At 39.3% G+C, this 23033-nt stretch carries 23 protein-coding genes; 17 read left to right on the plus strand and 6 right to left on the minus strand.

From position 1 onward, the window contains the following. Positions 1-218 precede the first annotated feature (218 nt). The 10 genes from GVV20_RS02220 (at position 219) to GVV20_RS02265 (ending at position 10334) form a co-directional block, all read left to right on the plus strand. Positions 219-1532 carry an ABC transporter substrate-binding protein gene (locus GVV20_RS02220; RefSeq protein WP_159740701.1) on the plus strand — a complete coding sequence of 438 codons (1314 nt, stop codon included), beginning with the start codon at positions 219-221 and terminating at the stop codon, positions 1530-1532. A gap of 70 nt (positions 1533-1602) precedes the next feature. Further along, positions 1603-2481, plus strand: coding sequence for a carbohydrate ABC transporter permease (locus GVV20_RS02225; protein WP_159634953.1), 879 nt, complete (start codon positions 1603-1605; stop codon positions 2479-2481). Beyond that, complete coding sequence (locus GVV20_RS02230) at positions 2471-3298, plus strand: carbohydrate ABC transporter permease (RefSeq protein WP_201287515.1); 828 nt, start codon at positions 2471-2473, stop codon at positions 3296-3298. The genes GVV20_RS02225 and GVV20_RS02230 overlap by 11 nt, the downstream gene beginning before the upstream one ends. Positions 3299-3371: 73 nt before the next feature. After that, on the plus strand, positions 3372-5306 hold the full coding sequence (locus GVV20_RS02235) for a heparinase II/III family protein (RefSeq protein ID WP_159740702.1): 1935 nt from the start codon (positions 3372-3374) through the stop codon (positions 5304-5306). 8 nt (positions 5307-5314) lie between these two features. Further along, entirely contained in the window at positions 5315-6442 is a 1128-nt protein-coding gene (locus GVV20_RS02240; protein ID WP_159740703.1) for a glycoside hydrolase family 88 protein, read from the plus strand. Between the two features lie 212 nt (positions 6443-6654). Further along, entirely contained in the window at positions 6655-7488 is an 834-nt protein-coding gene (locus tag GVV20_RS02245) for a hypothetical protein (RefSeq protein ID WP_159740704.1), read from the plus strand. 17 nt (positions 7489-7505) lie between these two features. Then, on the plus strand, positions 7506-8342 hold the full coding sequence (kduI, locus tag GVV20_RS02250; protein WP_159740705.1) for a 5-dehydro-4-deoxy-D-glucuronate isomerase: 837 nt from the start codon (positions 7506-7508) through the stop codon (positions 8340-8342). 106 nt (positions 8343-8448) lie between these two features. After that, the gene (locus tag GVV20_RS02255) at positions 8449-9012 is read left to right on the plus strand and encodes an SIR2 family NAD-dependent protein deacylase (protein ID WP_159740706.1); all 564 of its coding nucleotides are present in this window, start codon (positions 8449-8451) and stop codon (positions 9010-9012) included. Beyond that, positions 9009-9557 (plus strand): SIR2 family NAD-dependent protein deacylase, encoded by a 549-nt coding sequence (locus tag GVV20_RS02260; protein ID WP_159740707.1) that lies wholly within the window; start codon positions 9009-9011, stop codon positions 9555-9557. The genes GVV20_RS02255 and GVV20_RS02260 overlap by 4 nt, the downstream gene beginning before the upstream one ends. 30 nt (positions 9558-9587) lie before the next feature. Further along, on the plus strand, positions 9588-10334 hold the full coding sequence (locus GVV20_RS02265) for an NUDIX domain-containing protein (protein WP_159740708.1): 747 nt from the start codon (positions 9588-9590) through the stop codon (positions 10332-10334). A 14-nt stretch (positions 10335-10348) separates the two neighbouring features. On the opposite strand, the gene GVV20_RS02270 is transcribed toward GVV20_RS02265, so the two are convergent. Continuing rightward, positions 10349-10594 (minus strand): hypothetical protein, encoded by a 246-nt coding sequence (locus tag GVV20_RS02270; RefSeq protein WP_159740709.1) that lies wholly within the window; start codon positions 10592-10594, stop codon positions 10349-10351. A gap of 137 nt (positions 10595-10731) precedes the next feature. On the opposite strand from GVV20_RS02270, the gene mnmE reads away from it, so the two are divergent. Then, positions 10732-12069 carry a tRNA uridine-5-carboxymethylaminomethyl(34) synthesis GTPase MnmE gene (gene mnmE, locus GVV20_RS02275; RefSeq protein ID WP_159740710.1) on the plus strand — a complete coding sequence of 446 codons (1338 nt, stop codon included), beginning with the start codon at positions 10732-10734 and terminating at the stop codon, positions 12067-12069. Positions 12070-12076: 7 nt separating this feature from the next. Then, on the plus strand, positions 12077-12862 hold the full coding sequence (locus tag GVV20_RS02280; protein WP_159740711.1) for a TatD family hydrolase: 786 nt from the start codon (positions 12077-12079) through the stop codon (positions 12860-12862). A gap of 123 nt (positions 12863-12985) precedes the next feature. On the opposite strand, the gene GVV20_RS02285 is transcribed toward GVV20_RS02280, so the two are convergent. From GVV20_RS02285 to GVV20_RS02305, 5 genes are all read right to left on the minus strand, one after another. Then, on the minus strand, positions 12986-13954 hold the full coding sequence (locus GVV20_RS02285; RefSeq protein WP_159740712.1) for an N-acetylglucosamine kinase: 969 nt from the start codon (positions 13952-13954) through the stop codon (positions 12986-12988). 117 nt (positions 13955-14071) lie between these two features. Continuing rightward, positions 14072-15016: an N-acetylglucosamine kinase gene (locus tag GVV20_RS02290; protein WP_159740713.1), complete on the minus strand. Its 945-nt coding sequence runs from the start codon at positions 15014-15016 to the stop codon at positions 14072-14074. 18 nt (positions 15017-15034) lie between these two features. Beyond that, entirely contained in the window at positions 15035-16021 is a 987-nt protein-coding gene (locus GVV20_RS02295; protein ID WP_159740714.1) for an SAM-dependent methyltransferase, read from the minus strand. Positions 16022-16120: 99 nt separating this feature from the next. After that, positions 16121-16798, minus strand: a complete 678-nt coding sequence (locus GVV20_RS02300; RefSeq protein ID WP_159740715.1) for a methionine ABC transporter permease — start codon at positions 16796-16798, stop codon at positions 16121-16123. After that, positions 16798-17820, minus strand: a complete 1023-nt coding sequence (locus GVV20_RS02305) for a methionine ABC transporter ATP-binding protein (protein ID WP_159740716.1) — start codon at positions 17818-17820, stop codon at positions 16798-16800. The genes GVV20_RS02300 and GVV20_RS02305 overlap by 1 nt, the downstream gene beginning before the upstream one ends. A gap of 435 nt (positions 17821-18255) precedes the next feature. On the opposite strand from GVV20_RS02305, the gene GVV20_RS02310 reads away from it, so the two are divergent. The 5 genes from GVV20_RS02310 to GVV20_RS02330 all read left to right on the plus strand — a co-directional run bounded on the left by GVV20_RS02310 (position 18256) and on the right by GVV20_RS02330 (position 22987). Beyond that, positions 18256-19587, plus strand: a complete 1332-nt coding sequence (locus GVV20_RS02310) for an aldehyde dehydrogenase family protein (protein ID WP_159740717.1) — start codon at positions 18256-18258, stop codon at positions 19585-19587. 11 nt (positions 19588-19598) lie between these two features. Further along, positions 19599-20522: a hypothetical protein gene (locus tag GVV20_RS02315; RefSeq protein WP_159740718.1), complete on the plus strand. Its 924-nt coding sequence runs from the start codon at positions 19599-19601 to the stop codon at positions 20520-20522. A gap of 69 nt (positions 20523-20591) precedes the next feature. Beyond that, complete coding sequence (locus GVV20_RS02320; protein WP_159740719.1) at positions 20592-21506, plus strand: hypothetical protein; 915 nt, start codon at positions 20592-20594, stop codon at positions 21504-21506. Positions 21507-21548: 42 nt separating this feature from the next. Continuing rightward, a complete protein-coding gene (locus GVV20_RS02325) occupies positions 21549-22019 on the plus strand; it encodes a QueT transporter family protein (RefSeq protein ID WP_159641755.1) in 471 nt (156 codons plus the stop codon). Positions 22020-22183: 164 nt separating this feature from the next. Next, positions 22184-22987 (plus strand): 3D domain-containing protein, encoded by an 804-nt coding sequence (locus tag GVV20_RS02330; protein ID WP_159740720.1) that lies wholly within the window; start codon positions 22184-22186, stop codon positions 22985-22987. Positions 22988-23033: the final 46 nt, after the last annotated feature.

Consider the following 23033-nt stretch of genomic DNA (forward strand, 5'->3'; position numbering starts at 1 on the left):
CTTATATATTATCTTGCTATAAGTTATCATGTTCTTGGTACCCCTTACATGCACAATTATAAGTTATTTTGTCTATAACAAGAAAGCATAAAGCAAGCACAAGATTATTATGGCTCGATAAGATATTAAGCCGTATTATGTAAGTGCATACATTACTAAAAGTCAGTAGCGACTCAACTTGAGTCATTACAAATAGGTGTATCCCAGGAGGAAATAGTATGAAGAAAATACTAGTATTATTATTGAGTTTATTAGTGCTTACTGCTTGTGGATCAAAAGCTAGCGGTGGTGCTCAAACTGAAGCAGATATGGCCAAAGCAGAACGCGTTCTTGAAGGGACGATTCAAATCTATGCGCCAAAAGGAAAAAACTCTGACTATCTTACGAAGTCAATGGAATTATATAATCAAAAATATTCAGCAAATTTAAAATTAGATTTAGTTGATGTTGCTCCAGCAATTCCAATGGTACAAAAAATTACACCAATGCTTGTATCAGATGAAAAAATGCCAGAATTAGTATTCATGCAAGATTCAGTTGCAGGATCTATCTTTGAAAAATTCGAAGACCGTTTCTACTCAGCTGAAGCATTCGGATTTGTTGGTGAACACGGAAGCAAATTCTACCCTGCAAAAATGAACATGCTAAAAAATATCGCACCAAGTAAACAAACATTTGGATTCCCTAATGACTGGGGTAATGCCGCAATGTTCTATAACGATGCAGCATTCAAAGAAGCTGGGGTCAACATGGAAGAAGTCAAAACATGGGACCAATTCATTGAAGCAGGTAAAAAACTAAATGCAGCTACAGGTAAAAAATTAATGTATATGCGTGATACAGGTGAAGTCGATATGATCAACTATCTGACCGAACAACAAGAGGTATCCATGTTTGATGAATCAGGAAACTTGAACTTACTTAATGATGCGGTCATCAAAGCATATGATGTTGTAAACCAAATTCAAGAAGCAGATCTTGCAGCTTATGGACCATCAAATGATTATATTAAAATTGGACAAGAAACAGGTGTTATCTTACAAGGTGGTTGGTTAGCGTCAATGCAATCAAAAGATTTCCCAGATGATTCAGGAAACTGGCGTGTCGCAAAATTACCACAAATGATTGAAGGTAAAGACGTCGCTCCAATGAGTGGTGGATCAAGCTACTATGTTACAAAAAATTCTGAAAATGCAACGGCTGCATACCAATTCATTACCTTTGCACTCACAGACCTTGATGCCTTACAAGCATACATGGGATTCATGGGACTTCCTGCAAACATGGAAGCCTATGAAACAGAAGCTGCTAAGAAACAATTCGAATACTACGGTAACCAAAGCATTCTCGAAGAACTCAACGAAATTAGTAAAACAAGCGTGAATGGCTATGTCTACCCTTACTCAACAGACCTTGCAAACTATATTCAACAAGCAAGTTATGACATTCAATATAACGGTGCAGATGTTAAAACAGCACTCGAAAAACAAGCAAACGATTTTGCTCAAAAATATGGCATTAAAGTGAACTAAGTACTCTGATTTATGAGCACCTTCTCAGGTTTATTGCGGGGGGTGCTTCTTTGATTATTAAGGAGCATATATGAAAAGCAATATCGAATCACAACAATCCAAATCAGCTTATAAAATGTTGTCGCCGTTTATTTTCTTCTTTGTCCTAACGGTGCTAATACCTACTATCGCATCTCTCTTCTTTAGCTTTATGAAAATTTCATCTCAGTTTGAGTGGGTGGGATTCGATAACTTTATAGGGATTTTTAAAGATCCATTATTCTTCAAATCGTATGTGAACGTCTTTATTTTTATGGCTGGTTCAATTCCGATTACAATACTACTTGCATTAATCTTTGCGGTTATTCTTAATAAACCGATGGTCAAAGGACGTACGTTCTTCCGTACGGTTTACTATCTTCCTGCGATTACTTCAATTGTTGCAGTATCGTCTATCTTTTTAACATTTTACAATCCTACGGGACTCTTTAACCAAGTACTTGCATTAGTAGGGTTAGGGCCTATTCCGTGGCTAACTGACCCGTTTTGGGCCCGTGTATCAATCATAATTGTTTCGATCTGGCTCAATGTTGGTTACTATACAATCCTCTTCTTAGCAGGGTTACAAAATGTTCCAGGTGAAATTTATGAAAGTGCAGATATTGATGGTGCCAACAAAGTCCAACAATTCTTCCGTATTACGATTCCAATGCTGAAACCTGTTATTTTGATGGCAATCATCCTATCGACGATTAATGGTTTGGGAGCATTTGAAGTTCCAAACATCTTGTTCAAGAATGGATTCGGTCCAGAATCATCTGTTGTTACTGTGGGGGTTAACCTCTATAAAACAAGTTTTGAGATGGTTGACTTCGGTCGTGCATCAGCAATTTCATGGACAATGGTCTTTGTATCAGCAGTTCTATCGATAATTCAGTTCAAGCTTGGAGGTAAAGATAATGAAGCGTAAATTACCATCATTAACTCTAATTTATTTTGTATTAATATGTGGTGTTGTTGTCTTTGCGCTTCCATACCTATACATGATTATTTCATCTACACAAACCAATGAAGTCATTCTTGGAACAACACTAAATTTCAAATTTGGACCGCACTTCGGTGCTAACATTGGCGAAGTTCAAGAGAAGTATGATTATGTTCGCGTCTTGATGAATACAGCAATTATTACAATTGTCGGAACGGTTATCTCAACGTTCATCACAACTTTAGCGGGATATGTTATGGCTAAGTACAAGTTTAAAGGTCAAAAATTGATGTTTAACCTCGTTATGGTTTCACGGATGGTACCACAATTTGCTGTGATCATTCCACAATTCTATATCTTAAGCAAACTTGGACTTACAAACACCTATGCTGGTGTGATCATCCCTGCACTTGCATCAACAAACTCTGTGTTTATCATGCGTCAGTACGCCAAGCAGATTCCAGATGAAATCTTGGAGGCACCACGTATTGATGGTGCTAACGAATGGACAATATTCTCAAAAATTGTAGTTCCAATTTTAATTCCAAGTATCATTACGACTGCACTTCTTACATTCATGGCATACTGGAATGCATATCTCATGCCATTAATTATGTTAACAGATCCAAAGAAATTTACAGTGCCACTTATCATTCAAAATATGACACAAAACTTCTACGATCCATTAAATTACGGTGCTTTAATGGCATTGCTTGCAACATCAGTAATTCCAATCATTTTAATCTACGGTTGGTTACAAACAAAATTCAAAGCGACCAATTTGGATTCAGCAATTAAATAATGCTAAGACTGCTTGGAGCGAAACGGCTTGAAGCAGTCTTTTTATGAATAAAATCTAAAGGAGATAAGAATCTATGCATGATTCATTTGTTGGAAATATTAATTTGACACGTCACAAATTAAAACAAACATTAATGCTTCTCGACAGTACTGAACGGCGTGCACTTATCGCGCGTGCAGAGCTTATACTTACAGACACGTTTGTGTTTGATAATGAATGGGATATGGAACGTTCTCATGAACCAATTAACCTACCCAAAATGGATCGTGAATGGAACTATGTCCATAATAGTGATCTAGAATGGTCGTATATGTTTCACCGTCATACATTCCTAAATGATTTGTGGGCTGCTTATGCGCTAACGGACGACTTTAAATATATTGCCTATCTCATGGATTTTATTGATTTATGGATTTTGGAAAATCCGCATACAAAAGTAAATCACCCATTCAGTTGGCGAACAATAGATACTGCCATTCGTATGAACAATTGGATTCGGATTATTGATGCATTACGCGTGATGGAAGTTTTGGATACACAATGGGCAAACCGTCTTTGTGTGTCACTGGATGAGCAAGCTAAACATGTCTCTGATAATCTCAGTATCATTCGAGCACAGAGTAATTGGGTTGCTATTGAAACCAGCAGTGTCATTGTCTACGAAATATTTAGATATCGCGATGCGTCCAAACGAAGCACTTATAAAAATGCGGTATCGTTGTTACAACTCTGTATGAAGCTGCAGATTAACCGCGATGGACTCCAGTGGGAACAATCGTTTATGTATCATCATGAAGTCTTGATGGTCTTACTACAAGCATTATGGATTCAAAAGCAAAATGGATTAAAGTCACACAGCCTATTTCTTGAAAGTGCGGAACTGATGACCCGTGCTTCAGAAAACCTACGACGTCCGGATAGTACCCAAAGTAATTTTGGAGATAGCGATGTCGAGGTTATGGATGGAATTTTGGCTTTTGCGCAAACAGTCCTCGGTCGGGAAGTCGAAGGCGCAAAAGGAAATCTCTTTTCAGTCATGCTTTCAGGGATCAACGAGACCGCTGGCGATGTAAATTCAGCATTAATCTCGACGCATATGTATGAGTCAGGAATATCTATTATTAAGCATGCTGCATCTGGAAACTTCCTTATGTTTACGCACGGTCCCTTAGGAGGGGGCCATGGTCATGACGACTTGTTGCATCTAGAACTTATGTATCGTTTCAAACCAGTCCTCATTGATTCAGGAAGATTTACCTATTTCGAAACCAATCGATCACGTCTAAAATTTAAAAGTTCACGTGCCCATAATACTGTTTTATTGGATGATCAGGACTACAATGAACACAAAGATGCATGGGATACATTAAAAAACGTTGCGGCAGAGAATCGTGAATTCATTAATGGATCACGTCTCACTTATTTAAAGGCTGGACACTTTGGGTATAGTACTGTCGCCAATGCTGTATATGTACAACGTGAGGTAATTGCGTTAGAAGATATGCGAATTCTCGTCATTGATACGTCTCACGGTCAACAAAATCAAGCATTAACCCATCATTTTATCTTTAATTCAAAAGAGGTCACCATTTCAGAACAGACAGCAATCCATAACGAAACAGGGTATCAAGTTCAAAGTTTTGGCTCAACACAGCCCTGGATTCAAGAAACAACAGAAGTTTCTGAAACTTATAATAAAAAAAGAGAAACAATCCGTATCATCAAAAAGCATGCTGAACAAAAAGTAGTCACATACTTAAGTCCTGTTCAGTATCGAGATATTACGAGTATACCGGTCTATGACGAACGTGGTGCACTGATTGATCCGACTATTGTGAGTTGTTATCGCTTCGAGATTGATACTGTATACGAACATGTTTTGATACAACACCAAGAACCTCAAGATGGCCGTAAGGTTTACGTGGTTTCAGGTCATTATTTTTACGGGACACTTATCCATTTTGTGACTGATGGCGAGACCCTTATTTATGAAGAAAAAATACGATAGGAGTACTTATGACAGCAGAAATAATTAAGCAAGCGTTGGATCGTGTAGCAATCCAAACAACATTGAATATGGAATACTTTGTAGACACATTTCCGTCAGCTTCGACAATTCATAACCAATATCAGAAGGTAAAAAACGAAGATTGGGTAGAAGGTTTTTGGACAGGTATATTGTGGATGATGTTTGAATACCAACAACTACCAGTTTATCGTGAGATGGCACAAAGTCATGTCATCTCATTTATAGATCGTATGGATCGTAATATTGTGCTTGATCATCATGACATGGGATTTCTCTATTCATTATCGTGTGTTGCCTCATATCGCCTAACAGGGGATGAAGCAGCGAAAGATGTTGCCCTCAGGGCTGCAGATAAACTCATCGCAAGATGGCATGAAAACCCAGGTTTCATCCAAGCATGGGGTGCTAAAAATGACCCACAAGAACATCGCTTTATTATTGATTCGCTCTTGAATCTACCCCTTTTATACTGGGCTAATGATGAAACAGGAATTGGTGAGTATCGCGATATAGCAGATCGACATTATCAAATTTGCTTAACATACCTCATTCGAGATAACGGGAGTAGTTATCACACCTATTACGTTGATCCAATAACGCACGTTCCAAGTCATGGACTGACGCGACAAGGATTTAGTGATGACTCGTCATGGGCAAGGGGACAGGCGTGGTCAATTTATGGAATTGCTCTTGGCTATAAACATTATCCACATGCTGAGACCATGAGCCAATTTATGGCAGTTACTGATTACTTTCTCGAAAAACTTCCAGACGATCAGGTAGCATACTGGGATTTAATCTTTACTGATGGATCAGACCAGCCACGTGACAGCAGTGCGGCTGCTATTGCGGTATGTGGCATGCTCGAGATGCTACCCCATATCACAGATGCCAACTATAAGAAGAAAATCGTATCAGCAGTTGATGCAATTATGCTTAGCCTCATCAAAAATTATTCCAATAAACAACCGGTCAAAGGTCATGCGCTTCTTAATGAAGGTGTATATTCGTGGCATGACAAGTTTGGCATAGAAGAAGGAAATATTTGGGGAGATTACTTTTATGTTGAAGCTCTGATGCGCCTCAACAATCCATCATGGAAGCCGTACTGGTAACAAAAAAACACATTTATATAACCGGTTTACTAGCACTGTTTACTAAATAATTGCGATACAGCACGTTATTCGCAATCTATTGTCTGAACCCGGCAGTTCTACAAAAAGTATATGGTATGATAGAAATGTTGTTGCATGTGTCGTTGCGTTGATTAAAACGAAACATGAAGCATATGCCATCACAATTAACCCTATTGGTAAAAGGAGAATCTATGATTAAATTAGGTATTTACAATAAAGACAATCAGATCGTACGTGAAAAATTTGATCCTAAATATGAATTGCCAGATCGTTTACTGTATGGCGAATCGGAAGAAGCGGTTCACATTGGGAGTCGTAAAATTGCACTTCAAGAAGGAGATTTTATTCGCCTTGAAGTTGATCAACCCAATCAATACATTTGGGTCAAGTTCGATGATACATTCGAACCAAGCCTTGTGTACATTAAAGATGCAATAACATGGGACTATCAAATTCCATTTGAACAATTAGAACGTAGTGCATTGAAAGATACATCATTCACTGGCAATGGTCACTATATTTATGCACGTTATGCCTATGATTTTGAAATTAGTCAGTATCGCAACTTGGCATTAAACCGCCATGCAGAATATCTCAACAAAGGGGTATACCCACATGCATCAGCAAATGTCGAAACGCGAAATGACCCAACTTTCTTTGCTCGTAATGCAATTGACGGTGTTTGGGCAAATGATGATCACGGAGCTTACCCCTATCAATCTTGGGGTATTAACCAACAAGATGATGCAGCATTAACGATTGATTTCGGACGTGAGATTGTGACGGATATGATTAGCATTACTTTGCGTTGTGACTTCCCTCATGATACGTGGTGGAATCAAGTATCGATGTCATTCGATGATGGATCCGAAGCAGTCTTTGAGACCGTTAAAACGGATGCCCGTCAAGTCTTCAAATTCGAAGCTAAAACTATTACCTCACTAACAATGCATTCATTGATTAAAGGAGAGCCAGGACCATTCCCAGCCCTCACCCAACTTGAAGTTTTTGGAACTAACAAATAAGATAAGGAGCCTTTATTATGAAATTAGAAACACGCTATGCAGCAAGTCCACGCGAAATGGAACGTTTAAATACAACCGAACTGCGCGAACAATATTTAGTTGAATCAATCTTTATTCCTGGAGACATCTTGTTAACATATACGCACAATGACCGTATGATTTTTGGTGGTGTAACACCAACAACGACGCCATTAGAAATCGTTTTAAGCACAGAACTCGGTGTGGAATACTTTTTAGAACGTCGTGAATTAGGTGTCATCAACATTGGAGGTAGTGGATCCATCACGATTGAAGGTGAAACGTTTGCCATGGAAAAACAAGATGGCTTCTACATTGGTAAAGAAACGAAAGACATTCAATTTATGTCAAACGATGCAAGTCACCCAGCAAAATTCTACGTCGTCTCGGTACCTGCACATAAAAAATATCCAAACGTTAAAATTAGCATCGATCAAATTACACCACGTCTTGCTGGTGAAGCAAAGAGCATGAACGATCGCGAAATCTTCCAGTATATTCATCCAAATGTATGCGAAAGCTGCCAACTTCAAATGGGATATACGATTTTAAAGGAAGGTTCATCATGGAATACCATGCCAAGTCATACTCACGAACGTCGCATGGAAACGTATCTTTACTTTGATATTCCTGAAGGAAACCGTGTGTTCCATTTTATGGGTCAACCTCAGGAAACACGTCATTTACTCGTATCAAATGAACAAGCATGTATCTCACCAAGTTGGTCAATTCATACGGGTGTTGCGACATCAAACTACTCATTCATCTGGTCAATGTGTGGGGAAAATATTACATATGACGACATGGACCATGTCGCAATGGAAGACTTACGTTAATTTAAAGGGGTACTTTGTATCCTTTTTTTTGTGCTTGTGCATTTGAACTGACTATCCCCGGAACTTGCGTATAATGAATATTAAGACGAGGAGACGTAGAAATTATATGATTATAGCATTAACCGGAGCGGGGATTAGTAAAGCTTCAGGACTAAAAACATTTGATGAAATGCCGGGGGTACGCCAAATGTTGAATAAAGAATTCTTAGAAAAAAATCCCGATGCATTCCGTAATTCGGTATACAACATGCATGATTTGTTCATGGTTGCTGAACCCAACGATGCACATCTCGCATTAGCTGAATATGGTGTTCAAATATTGACGATGAATGTGGATGGATTGCATGAAAAGGCGGGAAGCAAGCCGATTAACTTACATGGTACAATTCCGACACAGTTTCAAATTGACAATGATTTGGACCTAGAAAATCGTCCTGTACTATATGGTGAAGCAGCTCCAAACTATCCAAAAGGCATTGAGGCTATTAAAAAGCTAGGAAAAGATGATATACTTTTAGTAATAGGAGCATCGGAGTATACCGTCATATCCAATGACATTCGCCGCATTGCAGCAGAAAATGGCGCCCATGTTATTGAAATTCAACAAAATGCGGTTGCGAATACTCGAATTGTTCTTGAGAATCTTATAAAGGCGGGTATACAAGTATGATATTAGCATTTACAGGAGCAGGAATTAGTAAAGACTCAGGCATTAACACATTCATGGAGATGCCTGAAGTACGTGATCGTTTGTACCGTACATTTGCGACGGCACATCCTCAAGCGTATCAAGAAACGATTCGCGACCTTGTAAATGCAGTCAAAAATGCGGAACCTAATGATGCACATCGTGCCCTTGCTGAATACAAAATTCCAATCATCACGATGAATATTGATGGGTTGCATGAACGTGCTGGAAGCACCCAAGTTCTTGAAGTTCATGGAGTACTCCCTTCTGAAGATGAAATTGAGTATGCACATGAACTCTTTCATAAGCCCGTTCTTTATGGCGATCCAGCACCCAATTATGCCAAAGCAATTCAGAAAGTTTCAAAATTAGAATCTGGAGATATTCTTTTGGTGGTTGGTGCATCGCGGTATACACAAATTGCTGTTCAGATACGCGAAATTGCCTATATGAATGGCGCAAGCATCATAGAAATTCAAGATGATGCAACTGCAAAAGTACGGGATTTTCTATCACGAAATGCTTGATGGGGATATAAAATCCCTAAAGGAGGATGTATGGAAACAACGATATTAGGTCGCACAGTAAACGTTAAGATACATCGCCCAATGGGAAGCATGCATCCTGTGTATAGTTCGTTACTTTACGAACTTAATTATGGTGAGGTAGAGGGCGTATATACACATAATAACGAACTCCAAGACGCCTACTTAGTTGGTGTTGAAGGGCCGGTGTCAGAATTTACGGGACAAGTTATCGCTGTTATACACCGTGACAATAGTCCAATTACGAAGTGGGTAGTGGCCCAAGAGGGAGCTATTTTCTATCATGACGACATTTTACGTCAAGTAAACTTTCAAGAACAGTACTTCAATATTACGATTGATGCACTCTATAAAGTATCGGCTGGGTTTTTAGTATATCGTGAACAACCGGAGCGTGAATACTTGTTGATTCGACTCCAAGACCAAGAGAACTGGTCATTACCTAAAGGACGTATCAAACGTGATGAATTATCATGGGATACCGCAAATCGTGAGCTTTACGAAGAAGTGGGATTATCGGTTGACAGTGTCGAGACAACGCATTTTGTGCTAGAGTACGACTATCGTGATCAGTATCATAAGAAAATCATTCTATATTTGGGATCTATTGACACCGAGCAAGAAGTTATAAAGCATCCAAAAATTGAAACATATGCATGGATGTCATATGATAAAGCCTATCAAGCGGTTGCAGGAACCTACTGGGAATCTATCATTGTTTCTGCAGAGCAATGGCTCAATCCAATACCATTACAATAAAGACATTCGTCAGATTAATACGATCTTCCGAATGTCTTTATTGCGATATAGATAAAACCCAAAATATTGACGATAACTGCGATTAATGCCAGCGACTGAAAAAAAGGCAAGGTAAATCCGATTTGATCGTATAGCGTTGGATAGTTCATGTTTAAATTGAAACCAATAAGTGATGTAAGCATGACATAACATGCAGCCGTAACGATACAGTTAAAAACAATGATCAAGATAAGAATGTAACGATTTTTATTGTGAATCATAAGTTCCTCCATTAAATACAGTATAAAATGAGAATGTAGTCTTAGGATGTGAAACTGAACAAAAAAAGCGACATAATAAACTCGTATGACATAGCATTCAATTTGATTAAACAAAGAAATATCCTTATAATTAACCTATGATAACAGATACAATAGTTTCAATCATTACGGCACTTCAAGAAAGTGCTATATCCGTAATTCGGTTGAGTGGTGTTGAGGCAATCGCCCATGCCAATCAACTTTTTTCTCGTGATTTAACAAAGGCAGAATCGCATACTGTGCAATACGGACACATCGTTGATCCTGTCACAAACAATGTCGTGGACGAGGTTTTAGTGAGTGTTTTTAAAGCGCCTAAAACATACACACGAGAAGACGTCGTAGAGATAAGCTGTCATGGTGGTGTATTAGTAACAAAGAAAGTATTAGAACTATGCTTATCGGTAGGTGCTCGTATGGCCGAGCCAGGAGAATTTACCCAACGCGCCTTTTTAAATGGACGAATTGACTTATCACAAGCGGAATCAGTCATGGAATTAATTCAAGCTCCCAATGAATTTGCTCAAGAGATGGCAATTTCCGGAGTTCAAGGAAGTGTTAAAAAGCTGATTGATCCTCTGCTCGAGCGATTGATTCAAATAATTGCAAATATTGAAGTTAATATTGATTATCCTGAATATGATGATGTTCAAGTGCTAACCGAAGATGTAATTTTACCGTTGTCAAAAGAATTCTTATCGGATCTAGATCGTATCTTAAAAGAATCAAAGAGTGGTCGAATCATGAAAGAAGGCGTTAAGACGGTTATCCTTGGGAAACCAAATGTTGGAAAATCAAGTATTCTTAATGTACTCTTAGATGAAGAAAAAGCTATTGTGACGGATATAGCCGGAACAACCCGAGATCTTGTGGAAGGATGGATTCGTCTTGAAAACGTTGCCCTCCATCTTGTGGACACAGCTGGACTTCGAGAAACTGGTGATGTGATCGAGCGTATTGGAATTGAGAAGAGTCGCAAGGCTCTCGAATCCGCAGAGTTAGCAATTCTTGTGTTTGATGCCTCTAAAGAACGGGACCAAGAAGACCAAGAATTACTTGAAGCAACAAAAAATAAAGAACGAATCATCGTCTACAATAAGCAAGACCTCATTCAAAGTCATGATGAAGATGGTGTTTACGTGAGTGCGTTAGATGGGGATGTGGAGGCCTTGAAGGAGGCTATAAACGTTCGTTATGTTGAACATACTCAAGCTTTAAGCAAACCAACACTGTCCAATCAACGCCATATCGCAGCAGTGCAACGCAGTTATTTGGCAATGAAACGTGCGATTGAAGCCTTAGAATTTGGAATGGAACTTGATCTTGTTACGATTGATCTTAATGAATCGTATGTGGAATTAGCTTCCGTTGTAATGGCGAAAGAGGACATCAATGTTTTAGATGAAATCTTTGCTAGATTTTGCCTTGGAAAGTAGGAGTAATATGGAATTAGGATGGATTGACTCACACGCCCACATCGCCAGCGACCCTTTGTTCGAATCATTTGATGAGATTGTGGTCCGCGCACAAGAGATGGGAATTACCAAAATTAATATTATTTGTGGAACATTAGCTGAAATAGAACAGGCACTTTCAAAAGTCGAAGGGAATCCGTTGTTTGATTTATCGGTTGGTGCTCACCCTATGGAACTGAATGCGTTGGATGAATCAGAACTGAAAGCAATGGAAGCGTACTATACGCATCCTCAAGTAGTTTGTGTTGGTGAAATCGGTATTGATTACTATTGGGATGATTCGTATAAGGCCCACCAAGAAGCAATGTTGATTCGCCAAATCGAGTTAGCGAATGAGTATGAACTTCCTGTTGCCATTCATGTTCGTAATGAAAAAGACGGAAGTAGTGCAATTGATGATGTGATTCGTATTTTTAAAGAACATCCTGTAAATCATCATGGTGTCATTCATTGTTATACCGATTCGGTTGAGAATGCGAAAACACTCTTAGATATGGGATTTTATCTCGGATTTGGTGGTGTTGTTACCTTTAAAAATGGCCAAAATGTTCGGGATGCATTAGAAGTTACGCCGATAAACCGAATCCTAACGGAAACAGATTCACCGTACTTAGCACCAGTTCCAATGCGTGGTAAGCAAAATGAACCAGGGTTTGTATCCTATGTTGGAAAACATATGAACAATCACTTTGGAAAAGATATGCGCGAACAACTTCAAGAAAACTATAAACGTCTCTATACAAAGACACAATAAAAAGACTCCATATGGAGTCTTTTGCTTTATAAGCCTATATCATAGACTTGATGTGTACGATGACAACCATCGTGTTAGGAGCAATGGTTGTTGTTATTGCCAAAAGATTGAGAAAAAGGAAGGTCAATTGGCAATACTTTGTTTTAAATTATAGATAATCTGCGGTGTTACGGAGATGGATGCAGTTTTGAACCCTAAAATAACACTACCAAGGGAAGGTTCGAAAACAGGGGCAACAATTTCGACATTCAAGTCGCTTAATGCTTCTTTGAAAGGATCAAGTATAAAGACGCCACTGTTGAAGACACCGCCGGCATAAGAAACACGGACAGTATCTTCGAAATTTAGATTGCTATAAATACTACGAACCAGGCTAGCAAGTTCTATTCCTGCTTCTTCAAATAGCGCTATAGCATAGGGGTCACCGATCTTCGCAAGAACTCCAATATCCGTTGCCAATTGTGCAATAATAGTTCGGTTATCACCATGCTCAATCACAAATTTCTGAATTAAGTCAGAATCTTCCTTAAAGCTATGCTTCTGTTTCATGTATTCATACAGTTCGGTCCGTGGAAGACGGCCATCACTTTGTTTGGTAAATAATTGCATATAATGTTGCGCAATCCATGCAGCACTACCCTCATCACCGCCGAAGGTATAATACCAACCGCCACTTGTATAGCGATTTCCGTTATCATCAATACCTAGACCAATTGAACCGGTACCAGCAATGACACAAATTCCGTGATCATCAGTTAGTGATCCTGCAAGTGCATTATCGGTATCGTTGCCAATAGCATGCGGAATATCAGCCAAAGCACGCGCAATACTTGCTTCAATCAGTTGCATATCTTCAGCAATATTACCGTATCCTGGGCAACCGACAAAACAACCCTTGATTTCATTAAGAGAAATACCGCTATCATGTATCACGTTTTCTAATCCAGCTTTAAGTGTATCGTGAAGCCCTTCTAATCCGACTTGAAGGTAGTGAATTGTTGGGGTGATTAATTCGTGGATTATTGTGCCATCAGTTTGTACTAATGTAAATTTCGTTTTGGTGCCACCACCATCTATTCCAAGAATATACATAGACCGTTGCTCGCTTTCTTTGTTGAACTCATTATGTCATACCAATGGTAAAAAGCGTATGTTTTACTTGTAGAACCTCAAGATACTACAAGTATAATTCAAGATATAACAAAAAAACTATCGGTTGATAGTTTTCAAGTTATTCAAGATACGGGATGATAGTGGAATGTCAGCATATTTGAACGCGAGAATGACACTTCCGATATCCGGCGTAAACACAGGAGCTTGTGTATTTGGGAAAACAGATTTGATGGGGTCGAGGATGAGATTACCACTTTCGAAGACGCCTCCGGCATAAGAAACTCGGACAGACGCATCTGGTTCGAGACAACAAGCTCTAATTATTTGAATAAGTTCAGAGGCTGCTCGTTGAAATATCTCAAGTGCGTACGGATCGCCCGCTTCTGCGAGGGTGTATACAACTTTAGAAAATGCTGCGGTATGGGTCCGTTGATTGTGGAGCTGTATTAAATCAGGATTAACGGCTGCATCTCCAAAATGGTGGGTAAGTGCCTGTACTGCGAATTGAAACATGCTTGATTGGGGGTGGCGTCCATCCATTTGTTTATGAAGTAATGCGATGTAGTGCGAAGCAATCCAATAAGCACTACCTTCATCGCCACCGAATGCGTGATGCCAACCACCACTGATAATGCGTTTTTTACCAAGTACGCCCATGCCAATTGAACCCGTTCCGGCGATGATACATACACCATCATATCCTTGTAGCGCCCCAGCATGAGCATTCTCAATATCATTACCGACTCGGTGCCTAATAGGTCCCATAGCGTGCGCAATGGCATCTCGTATCAAAGCTTCGTCATCTTTAATATCGCCAAATCCGGGACAGCCAATATATGCATAATCGATGAGCGTTTCATGAAGCCCAGTTACTGAAAGAAGGTCGTTAAGACCTTCTCTAATAATATGAGTGATACCATTGAGGCCAACCTGCATATAGTGAATTGTTGGATATGTGTTACGGTAAATGATTTCTCCATACTGATTTGTAAGAATAAACGCTGTTTTGGTGCCACCACCATCAATTCCTAAATAATACATAGGATCCTCCTGTTTTGATTATCGCTTACGAACAATGACCGTAAACTCACTTCGGTTATGGAAAAGTTGACGTGCTGCTTCTATACGAACTGATTTACGTAATTGTGCAAGTGCAAGTAAGACATGGGTATATTGGAAATTTTTCCCCATTTTAATTGTAATAATACCCCATCCATGATCTTCAAGGTGTGATGCAACATTCGCAAAGAGTTCAACACTTAGCTTGGATGACATTTTCATATCATTGACGACCATTGCATACTTGGTATCATGCACTGAATCTAAGAAATGCTGTGCAGTATCTTTGTAGTGGGTAACACCTTTGAGTTTTGCGACACGTGGGTCAAGCTTCGCAGGGTCAACTGCAATAACATGGTATCCACGTTCTTGTAAGACCCAAGTCCAACCACCAGGAGCTGCACCAAGGTCAACAGCAAGCCCGTTAGGGTCTACTGGAATGTTGAAGACATCAAATACTTCGCGAAGTTTAAATTCGGCACGTGAGATAAGTGCAAGATCACGGGAAAAGTGAATCATTCCGCCCGACCATTTTGAAAGTTGGAGTTGTGGCGTGTTATAACCGTAGTAGATTGTCCATTCGTGGAAGTATAGCGAAATGACGCGTTCAGGATTTTTAACATCGAGCGTATAGCCTTGAGCTACTAATTGGTCAGCCCAATCATTACGGAATGCAACAGCCTCTTCACGGAATGCTTTCTCTGAACGGATCTGGATGGCGAATGAATGATTTTTGTCGATATGAGCACGTTCGATTAAATCACCAGCGGTTTCAAACGGTTCTTGGTCGATGATTTCAAATAAATGACGGATGAAGACAATTGGCGTTGTACGGATAACTTCGTTGAGTTTATCAATTGGAAGTTTGCTGTCTAATATTGCTTCGGTCTCCGTCAACCAAGTGAGCGTTCCCATTCCAGGGTGATGCTTAATTTCATAGATTAAATGTGATTGTGCATTTTCGTTACATGTAATGATATATTTCATAAGGTTCCTCAAGGTTTCTATTAACTGCACCCATCATACCATGCCAACGCTCAGATTAAAATTGGGGACAAAAGAAAACTCCACTTTTGTGGAGTTTCGTTAGTGAGTTGTCTTTTTAATGATAATATCACAGACAATTTGGATAATGAAGACAATCACAAGGATAACAATAACGCCAACCCATGTGACATCGGCCATTGAACGTCCATGTCCATACCGAATTACAAACGATGCAAGTCCACCACCACCTACGACGGCCCCAGATGCAGATAAACCGAGAAGACTAATAAGCGTGATTGAGATAGATCTGAAGATGGAGGGAATACTTTCACGTAAATAGACTTTCCAAATGATTTGGAGTCTTGATAAACCCATAGATTGCGCCGCCTCAATCAAACCGCTGTCGACTTCCGAAAGCGAGAGATCTACTTGACGAATGAAGAAGGGCGTACATGCGACAATTAATGGGAAGATAACACCTTCGGCACCAATAATCGTTCCAGAAATGACACGTGTTAGTCCGGTTAAGACGGCAATTAAGATAACAAAGGGAATCGATCGGAACACATTCGTGAAAGCACTAAGAGTTTGATGAACGATTTTATTCTCATAAATCTTTCCAGGCCCTGTAGTGACGAGAATAACTCCGAAAATAAGACCAAGAATGATGGAAAAGAATCCTGACACAGCAAGCATATAAACGGTTTCGATAATACTAATGATAAACTCGTGCCAGTTTGCTGCGACGTTGGGAGCAAGTGATGTAATAACTTCCATTATTTGTAGACCTCAACTTTCGCATCGATGGTTTGTAGATAATCAAGTGCTTCATGACGGCGTTCGCCAGATAAAATCACGACCATGGAACCAATAATGTCATGCTTGATAACTTCAATATTCGCGAAGACAATCGAGGTATCAACATCAAAAACACGACTAATATATGAAATAGTGGAGTCTTTTGTGCTTTCACCGTAGAAATCGATGCGAATCAATTCCTGGTCGTCTGCAAGATTGATGATTTCGGGGTTATCTTGGAAAATTTGATGCAGTTGGTTAATGTTTGTTGTATTTGCAACAAAGTCCTTGGAAATTTGTGCCTGCGGTTTGGAGAAAATGGAGACAACGTCACTAATCTCTTTTACTGATCCACTTTCCATAACTGCGACACGGTCACAAATCTCTTTAATGACATCCATCTCGTGGGTAATTACAACGATTGTAATACCGAGCTTTTGATTCAGTGATTTAAGCAGTGTAAGAATAGTTTTAGTCGTTTGTGGGTCCAACGCACTTGTTGCTTCATCACACAGTAAAATTTTAGGGTCATTGGCGAGGGCACGCGCTATCGCGACACGCTGCTTTTGACCACCAGATAATTGAGAAGGATAGACGTCTTGTTTTTCGGGAATTCCTACAAGTTCAAGTAAGGACTCCGCTTTTGCGTTTTTCTCAGCTTTACTCATTTTAGTATTATGCATTGCAAGCAAAACATTCTCTTTGACAGTGCGTGATGTCATAAGATTAAATTGCTGAAAAATCATCCCAATATCACGACGGTGCTCTAAGATTTCTTTTTGACTTAGATCGGTCATGATGGCTCCATTGACGATGACATCGCCTTGGGTTGGTCTTTCTAATAGATTAATACAGCGTACGAGTGTACTTTTTCCTGCGCCACTGTATCCGATAATACCAAATATTTCACCCGCATCGATTTTGAATGATGCGTCTTTAACGGCATATAAAACACTGTGATTGGTTTGAAATTCTTTTGTTACATTTTTAAATTCAATCATAGGAAGTCCTTTCTAATAATAAAAAGCGCCCATCCATAAGGATGAGCGCGCTCATGTTACCACCTTAATGCGCCTTATCCTCACGAATAAAGCCTTAACAAGTATACGAAATACTTACACGATAACGGGTGATCCGATATGATTTTGGTTTCCCTTGACCATATAGCTCCAAGTCCATTTTCCGTATCCGTTATTTATCTGTTCGCACCTTGTCAGACTCTCTTAGAAACACTTGATACATACTCAACTCTTCGTTGCTTTGATGTAATTATCATGCATCACATAGAAATTGTCAAATTGTAAGCGGTAGTTTTTTCGATTAATATGTATGAGTGGTTCAAAGATATGCGAAGAAGGCACATTGATGTATAATAAGAGTATTAATTAGTGACCGTCAGAAAACGTGGGGTCACATTTCTGGGGAAGGGGGATTCAATGGATATTATCGAAAGACAGCGTCACTATTATAAGGAAGGGCACACGCTTAATCCAACGTGGCGCAAAGAACAATTACGTCGTTTGAAAGATGCCATAAAAGACTACGAGCCTTCCTTATATATAGCGTTTGAAAAAGATCTCGGAAAACATGCTCAGGAAGTCTATCTCACCGAGATTGCAATCGTGTATCGTGAGATAGATCATATGCTTAAGTATCTCCATAAGTATCAACGTCCTAAACGTGTTAGAACACCATGGATACTAATCGGCCGAAATAGTAAAATTTATCACCATCCCCGGGGCAATATCCTTATAATTAGTCCCTTCAACTACCCGTTCCAGCTTGCAATCATGCCTTTAGTAGGAGCAATAGCGGGTGGTAACACAGCAATCATAAAAACATCTGAACTGACACCCCATGTTTCAGCAGTACTTAAAGATATGATTACATCTATTTATGATCCGGCATTTGTCTGTGTCATTGAAGGCGATGTTCATGTCAATCAAGAACTTTTGAAAGCGTCTTATGATTTAATCTTCTTTACGGGAAGTCCCCGTGTTGGGAAAATTGTAATGGAATGCGCTTCCAAGCATCTGACACCTGTTGTATTAGAACTTGGAGGAAAGAGTCCTGCAATTATTTTTGAAGATGCAGATTTGCGGCTTGCAGCACAACGAATTGCCTACGGAAAATTCGTAAATACTGGTCAAACTTGTATCGCTCCAGATTATGTTTTAGTCCATGAAAATATCAAGGAAAAACTCGTCCTATATATTAAGGAAGAGATTTTGAAATTGTATGGTCCAAATCCACGTGAAAATCCTGATTACGGACGGATCGTATCAGAATCTCATGCCCATCGTTTACAGCAAATGATTGACGCAGAAAAAAACAATATTTTGTATGGCGGAATGTATGATGGTCGATATATAGAACCAACATTGATCGACAACGAGATCTATGACGACGAAATATTTGGTCCGATACTTCCAATCAGAAGTTTTCGAACAGAGACAGAAATTATTGCGACCGTTAATATACATCCTAATCCGTTAGCCGTCTATGTTTTCACGAAGACACATCAAGCAATTATTGATGAACTAAGTTTTGGGGGTGGAATGATAAACGATACACTGCTCCACATTACGAACGAAGCATTACCTTTTGGGGGTGTACGCACATCAGGGATCGGAAGCTACCATGGGAAATACAGTTTCAAAACATTTACCCATCAAAAAGCGATTATGAAGTCAGGGAGCTTTCCCTTAACCATGATGATGCCACCTTATTCAAAGTGGTATCATAAATATATTAGAAGATTCTTTTAAGGAGAGAAATTATGAACAAAACAGAATTTATTCAGGATCTTGGGGTTATTGTTGGATCCAAAAATGACATCTACTTTATTATCCAGTATGATGCCAAAAAACGACTTAATACGTTACAAATTAATGTTGGTGATGAAGAAAATGGCGCATTCTTGGATTTTTTGTCCGGATATCGCGATTTTCATCCAGGAATTGGCTCACGCATTGAATTTCAAGGAAATATCAGTCGCCTTTATATACCACTAGATTTTAGTCAGATTGACCAGGAAAATGAGCTCGACCAAATTCTTGAAGCAATTACCTTGGAACTCGCAACACGTCGTTATATTCAACGGTGCGGTGTGAGTGGTCGTACAGATAATCTTGCAATCTATCGTCTTGATAACAATGTTGAAATTCTAAATGCTGAAGTCTACAACCAACGTGTCCGTGATTTCGAAGAAAACCGAAACAGTGGTTCTGAACGTTCACCTCTTGCGTACCTTGGAGCTCTTGGCGGTGTATTGCTGGGGATGGCGCTTTGGGTAATTGTGGGTCTGATTGGCTTTATCGTAGGAATCATTGGAGCAGTTATGATTTTGTCCGGAATCAAGGGATATCAAATGTTTGGTGGTAAGAAATCAAAACAGTCCATTATCATCATTGCAATAATGTCTATTCTTGGAATTATTTTAGCAGAATACATTTCGATAAGTATTTCGTATTATCAAGCAATCGATGGACTGATTCCTTTTCAATACATACTCTTCGATATAATGCCCACACTCATTCAAGATCCAGAAATCATTCGCATCATGCTCTTTGATATTTCGTTTGGAATATTGTTGTCACTACTCTCAACATGGTCACTCATAAAAGAAGAAATTAAATCTGTTGAAAACCCAACAATCTATTACGAAGTTTATCGTGATGTTGATACATCACACCAATTTTAGTTCTTTCACAAGATACTCAATCGAATCTGCGTGAAAGTATGCGACAATAAATACAAAAGGATGGTCACTATGATTCAACATATCAAAGAATTTAATCGCCACTATAACTACCTGTCAGATATTGAAGGATTATATGGCAAACATGGGGGATACTATTTTACTGCGATTCAACTCGATCAAAAAAATATGATCGGATTGACATTCTCAGTAACGGATGTGAATGCAATTTTGCCTGAAATCGAAGCGCTACGAACACAATACGAGAGTATGCCTCATGGCGGGGTTTATGCAGATGGTCCAGAACTAATTGTAGAGCTAAACATGGTAAACATGAATGACTCGCAAGATCTTGTCGATATTGTGGAAGCAATCACGAAAGTGATGCGTAATCATAATTCACAAAACCAATGCTCAATTTCGGGAAGTACAGAGGATATCGGAATCTTCCGAATCGGAACTAAAATGTTTATCCTCAGTGAAGCGGCATATCGTGCCCAAGTTCATACCAACGAAGCACAATACAATCACAAAGAGCCAGCGCCAATCATTCCGTTCCTTGGAGCCCTCGGGGGTATGCTACTGGGTGTAGTGGTATGGATTCTTTTCTCAATGATTCGAATCGTTACAGGACTTGCAGGGTATTTCATCTTGAAATTTGGATTGAATGGCTATGAAAAAATGGGTGGAAGCGTTACAAAACGTGTTGCCAAGATATTAATTGGTCTATCCGTCGTTATGATTGTCTTTGCGCAAATACTCACGTATGCATGGCCCTTGTTCATGAATGGCGTGCCATTCTTCATGTCGTTTAAAATTGTGGTCGCACAGATTTTTAACGGATCTATCGCAACCAATTTTATTATCAATATCGCAATTGGAATTGGATTATCATTGTGGTCAAGTTGGGGGTTAATCAATCACTTACTCAACTTTGCACCGACTTCAACAAAACGCGTCCGACGTAAAAATAACCGTTTGCTCTAAACCAAGGGGTGGTGTAAAATAGAACCACTTAGGGAGTAAACTATGAAAACAAAAGATTTAGCAATACAAGCCATGATCGCTACAGTATATGTAGCAGTATCCTTGGCATTTCAACCATTATCATTTGGAGCCGTTCAAGTTCGATTTGCCGAGCTAACACTCTTACTACTACTGATCAACAATAAACATGCGACCGGAATCATTCTCGGATGTTTCATTACGAATTTGTTCAGTCCACTTGGAATGGCGGATGTAATCTTTGGTACATTAGCAACAGCATTGACATGTTTCTTAATGGCAAAAACAGAAAACGATGTTTTGAAACTGTTATGGGCGGCCATTATTAATGGCGTCATCGTTGGTGCTGAACTCACAATATTATTTGGTGGAGTACCCTTTTTATTCAATCTTGCAACCGTATTCGCAGGAGAAATCATTGCAGTCTTTATTCCAGGAATGTTATTTAAAACAAACATCCGTAATAATAAGGCATTGCAACAATACTTCAATTAATCACATAATTTCACACAATTGCGTTAATTATGACTAAACCCACTAAAACAGTGGGTTTTTTAATACATGTATTTTGATGACTTCACGAAAAAGTAACTTTTATTTGACCGCACGAGTGAGATTTGCTATATTTTCGTGGTCTTTTTCGAAAGGAGACAAATTTAATGAAGAAATACATAATGACTGTGGTTTTATTAGTCATGGTAACAATCATTAGCGGATGCGCCGTTAATGCGGATGCAACACCACAAATAACTTATCCAAAACTGAATGAACTAACTGATACTGATGAGGAACCCTATAGGTTTGAGATTGAAACCGTAACGGAACCTTTAGAAGAACCAGGAATTGAAGAACGTGAAGCAAGTTACGTTGTTGACGGAGGTGCAGAATGGATCTATGCCAAAACTCAAGACGGAACAACTGGAACGAAAACTACAAAATACAAAAATATTTATAACAAAAAAGACGAATTATTATCACGTGTAGAAATTCCCGATGCTGTCGAAATTGCTGACACAACACCAACTGTTTATGAGGGTGGACAAAAAGCACAGGTTGATGCATACTATCGCGCATCACGTATTACCCGTTACGGTGTTGACTGTAATGGCTGTAACATGGGTGCCAATGGGCGTGGATCTACAGCTCTTGGAATTGGTGTAGGACTTGACGAAGTACGTCAAAGTGATGGAACTTGGAAAAAGGGCCTCACCTATGATGGATATTATATTATCGCAACATCTGCAGCGATTCCTTTTGGAACAATTGTAGAAATCTCAAATCACACTGTTAGTGGTGCTGGAATTACACCAGGTGTTCCATTTCAAGCGATTGTAGCTGATCGCGGTGGGGCAATTACTGGAAGTAAGATTGACCTCTATGCAGGAAGTGAACACAACATGCTCATGTCACAAGGTGGTATGCAATCTGCCGATGTTCGCATTGTTGGAATGAACGGAATCTAATTAAAAAATAAACTGGGGGCCTAAGCTCCCAGTTTTCATCATTTTT

Source organism: Erysipelothrix aquatica (assembly GCF_009828775.2).
GTDB lineage: Bacteria > Bacillota_I > Bacilli_A > Erysipelotrichales > Erysipelotrichaceae > Erysipelothrix > Erysipelothrix aquatica.

What these genes read in the sequence shown, in the direction of transcription:
- GVV20_RS02325 (WP_159641755.1), top strand. Translation starts at nt 21,549, where the DNA reads ATGAAAACAAAAGATTTAGCAATACAAGCCATGATCGCTACAGTATAT.
- GVV20_RS02265 (WP_159740708.1), top strand. Translation starts at nt 9,588, where the DNA reads ATGGAAACAACGATATTAGGTCGCACAGTAAACGTTAAGATACATCGC.
- GVV20_RS02270 (WP_159740709.1), bottom strand. Translation starts at nt 10,594, where the DNA reads ATGATTCACAATAAAAATCGTTACATTCTTATCTTGATCATTGTTTTT.
- GVV20_RS02305 (WP_159740716.1), bottom strand. Translation starts at nt 17,820, where the DNA reads ATGATTGAATTTAAAAATGTAACAAAAGAATTTCAAACCAATCACAGT.
- mnmE (WP_159740710.1), top strand. Translation starts at nt 10,732, where the DNA reads ATGATAACAGATACAATAGTTTCAATCATTACGGCACTTCAAGAAAGT.
- GVV20_RS02240 (WP_159740703.1), top strand. Translation starts at nt 5,315, where the DNA reads ATGACAGCAGAAATAATTAAGCAAGCGTTGGATCGTGTAGCAATCCAA.
- GVV20_RS02285 (WP_159740712.1), bottom strand. Translation starts at nt 13,954, where the DNA reads ATGTATATTCTTGGAATAGATGGTGGTGGCACCAAAACGAAATTTACA.
- GVV20_RS02255 (WP_159740706.1), top strand. Translation starts at nt 8,449, where the DNA reads ATGATTATAGCATTAACCGGAGCGGGGATTAGTAAAGCTTCAGGACTA.
- GVV20_RS02280 (WP_159740711.1), top strand. Translation starts at nt 12,077, where the DNA reads ATGGAATTAGGATGGATTGACTCACACGCCCACATCGCCAGCGACCCT.
- GVV20_RS02320 (WP_159740719.1), top strand. Translation starts at nt 20,592, where the DNA reads ATGATTCAACATATCAAAGAATTTAATCGCCACTATAACTACCTGTCA.
- GVV20_RS02290 (WP_159740713.1), bottom strand. Translation starts at nt 15,016, where the DNA reads ATGTATTATTTAGGAATTGATGGTGGTGGCACCAAAACAGCGTTTATT.
- kduI (WP_159740705.1), top strand. Translation starts at nt 7,506, where the DNA reads ATGAAATTAGAAACACGCTATGCAGCAAGTCCACGCGAAATGGAACGT.
- GVV20_RS02245 (WP_159740704.1), top strand. Translation starts at nt 6,655, where the DNA reads ATGATTAAATTAGGTATTTACAATAAAGACAATCAGATCGTACGTGAA.
- GVV20_RS02300 (WP_159740715.1), bottom strand. Translation starts at nt 16,798, where the DNA reads ATGGAAGTTATTACATCACTTGCTCCCAACGTCGCAGCAAACTGGCAC.
- GVV20_RS02230 (WP_201287515.1), top strand. Translation starts at nt 2,471, where the DNA reads ATGAAGCGTAAATTACCATCATTAACTCTAATTTATTTTGTATTAATA.
- GVV20_RS02310 (WP_159740717.1), top strand. Translation starts at nt 18,256, where the DNA reads ATGGATATTATCGAAAGACAGCGTCACTATTATAAGGAAGGGCACACG.
- GVV20_RS02330 (WP_159740720.1), top strand. Translation starts at nt 22,184, where the DNA reads ATGAAGAAATACATAATGACTGTGGTTTTATTAGTCATGGTAACAATC.
- GVV20_RS02235 (WP_159740702.1), top strand. Translation starts at nt 3,372, where the DNA reads ATGCATGATTCATTTGTTGGAAATATTAATTTGACACGTCACAAATTA.
- GVV20_RS02295 (WP_159740714.1), bottom strand. Translation starts at nt 16,021, where the DNA reads ATGAAATATATCATTACATGTAACGAAAATGCACAATCACATTTAATC.
- GVV20_RS02225 (WP_159634953.1), top strand. Translation starts at nt 1,603, where the DNA reads ATGAAAAGCAATATCGAATCACAACAATCCAAATCAGCTTATAAAATG.
- GVV20_RS02260 (WP_159740707.1), top strand. Translation starts at nt 9,009, where the DNA reads ATGATATTAGCATTTACAGGAGCAGGAATTAGTAAAGACTCAGGCATT.
- GVV20_RS02315 (WP_159740718.1), top strand. Translation starts at nt 19,599, where the DNA reads ATGAACAAAACAGAATTTATTCAGGATCTTGGGGTTATTGTTGGATCC.
- GVV20_RS02220 (WP_159740701.1), top strand. Translation starts at nt 219, where the DNA reads ATGAAGAAAATACTAGTATTATTATTGAGTTTATTAGTGCTTACTGCT.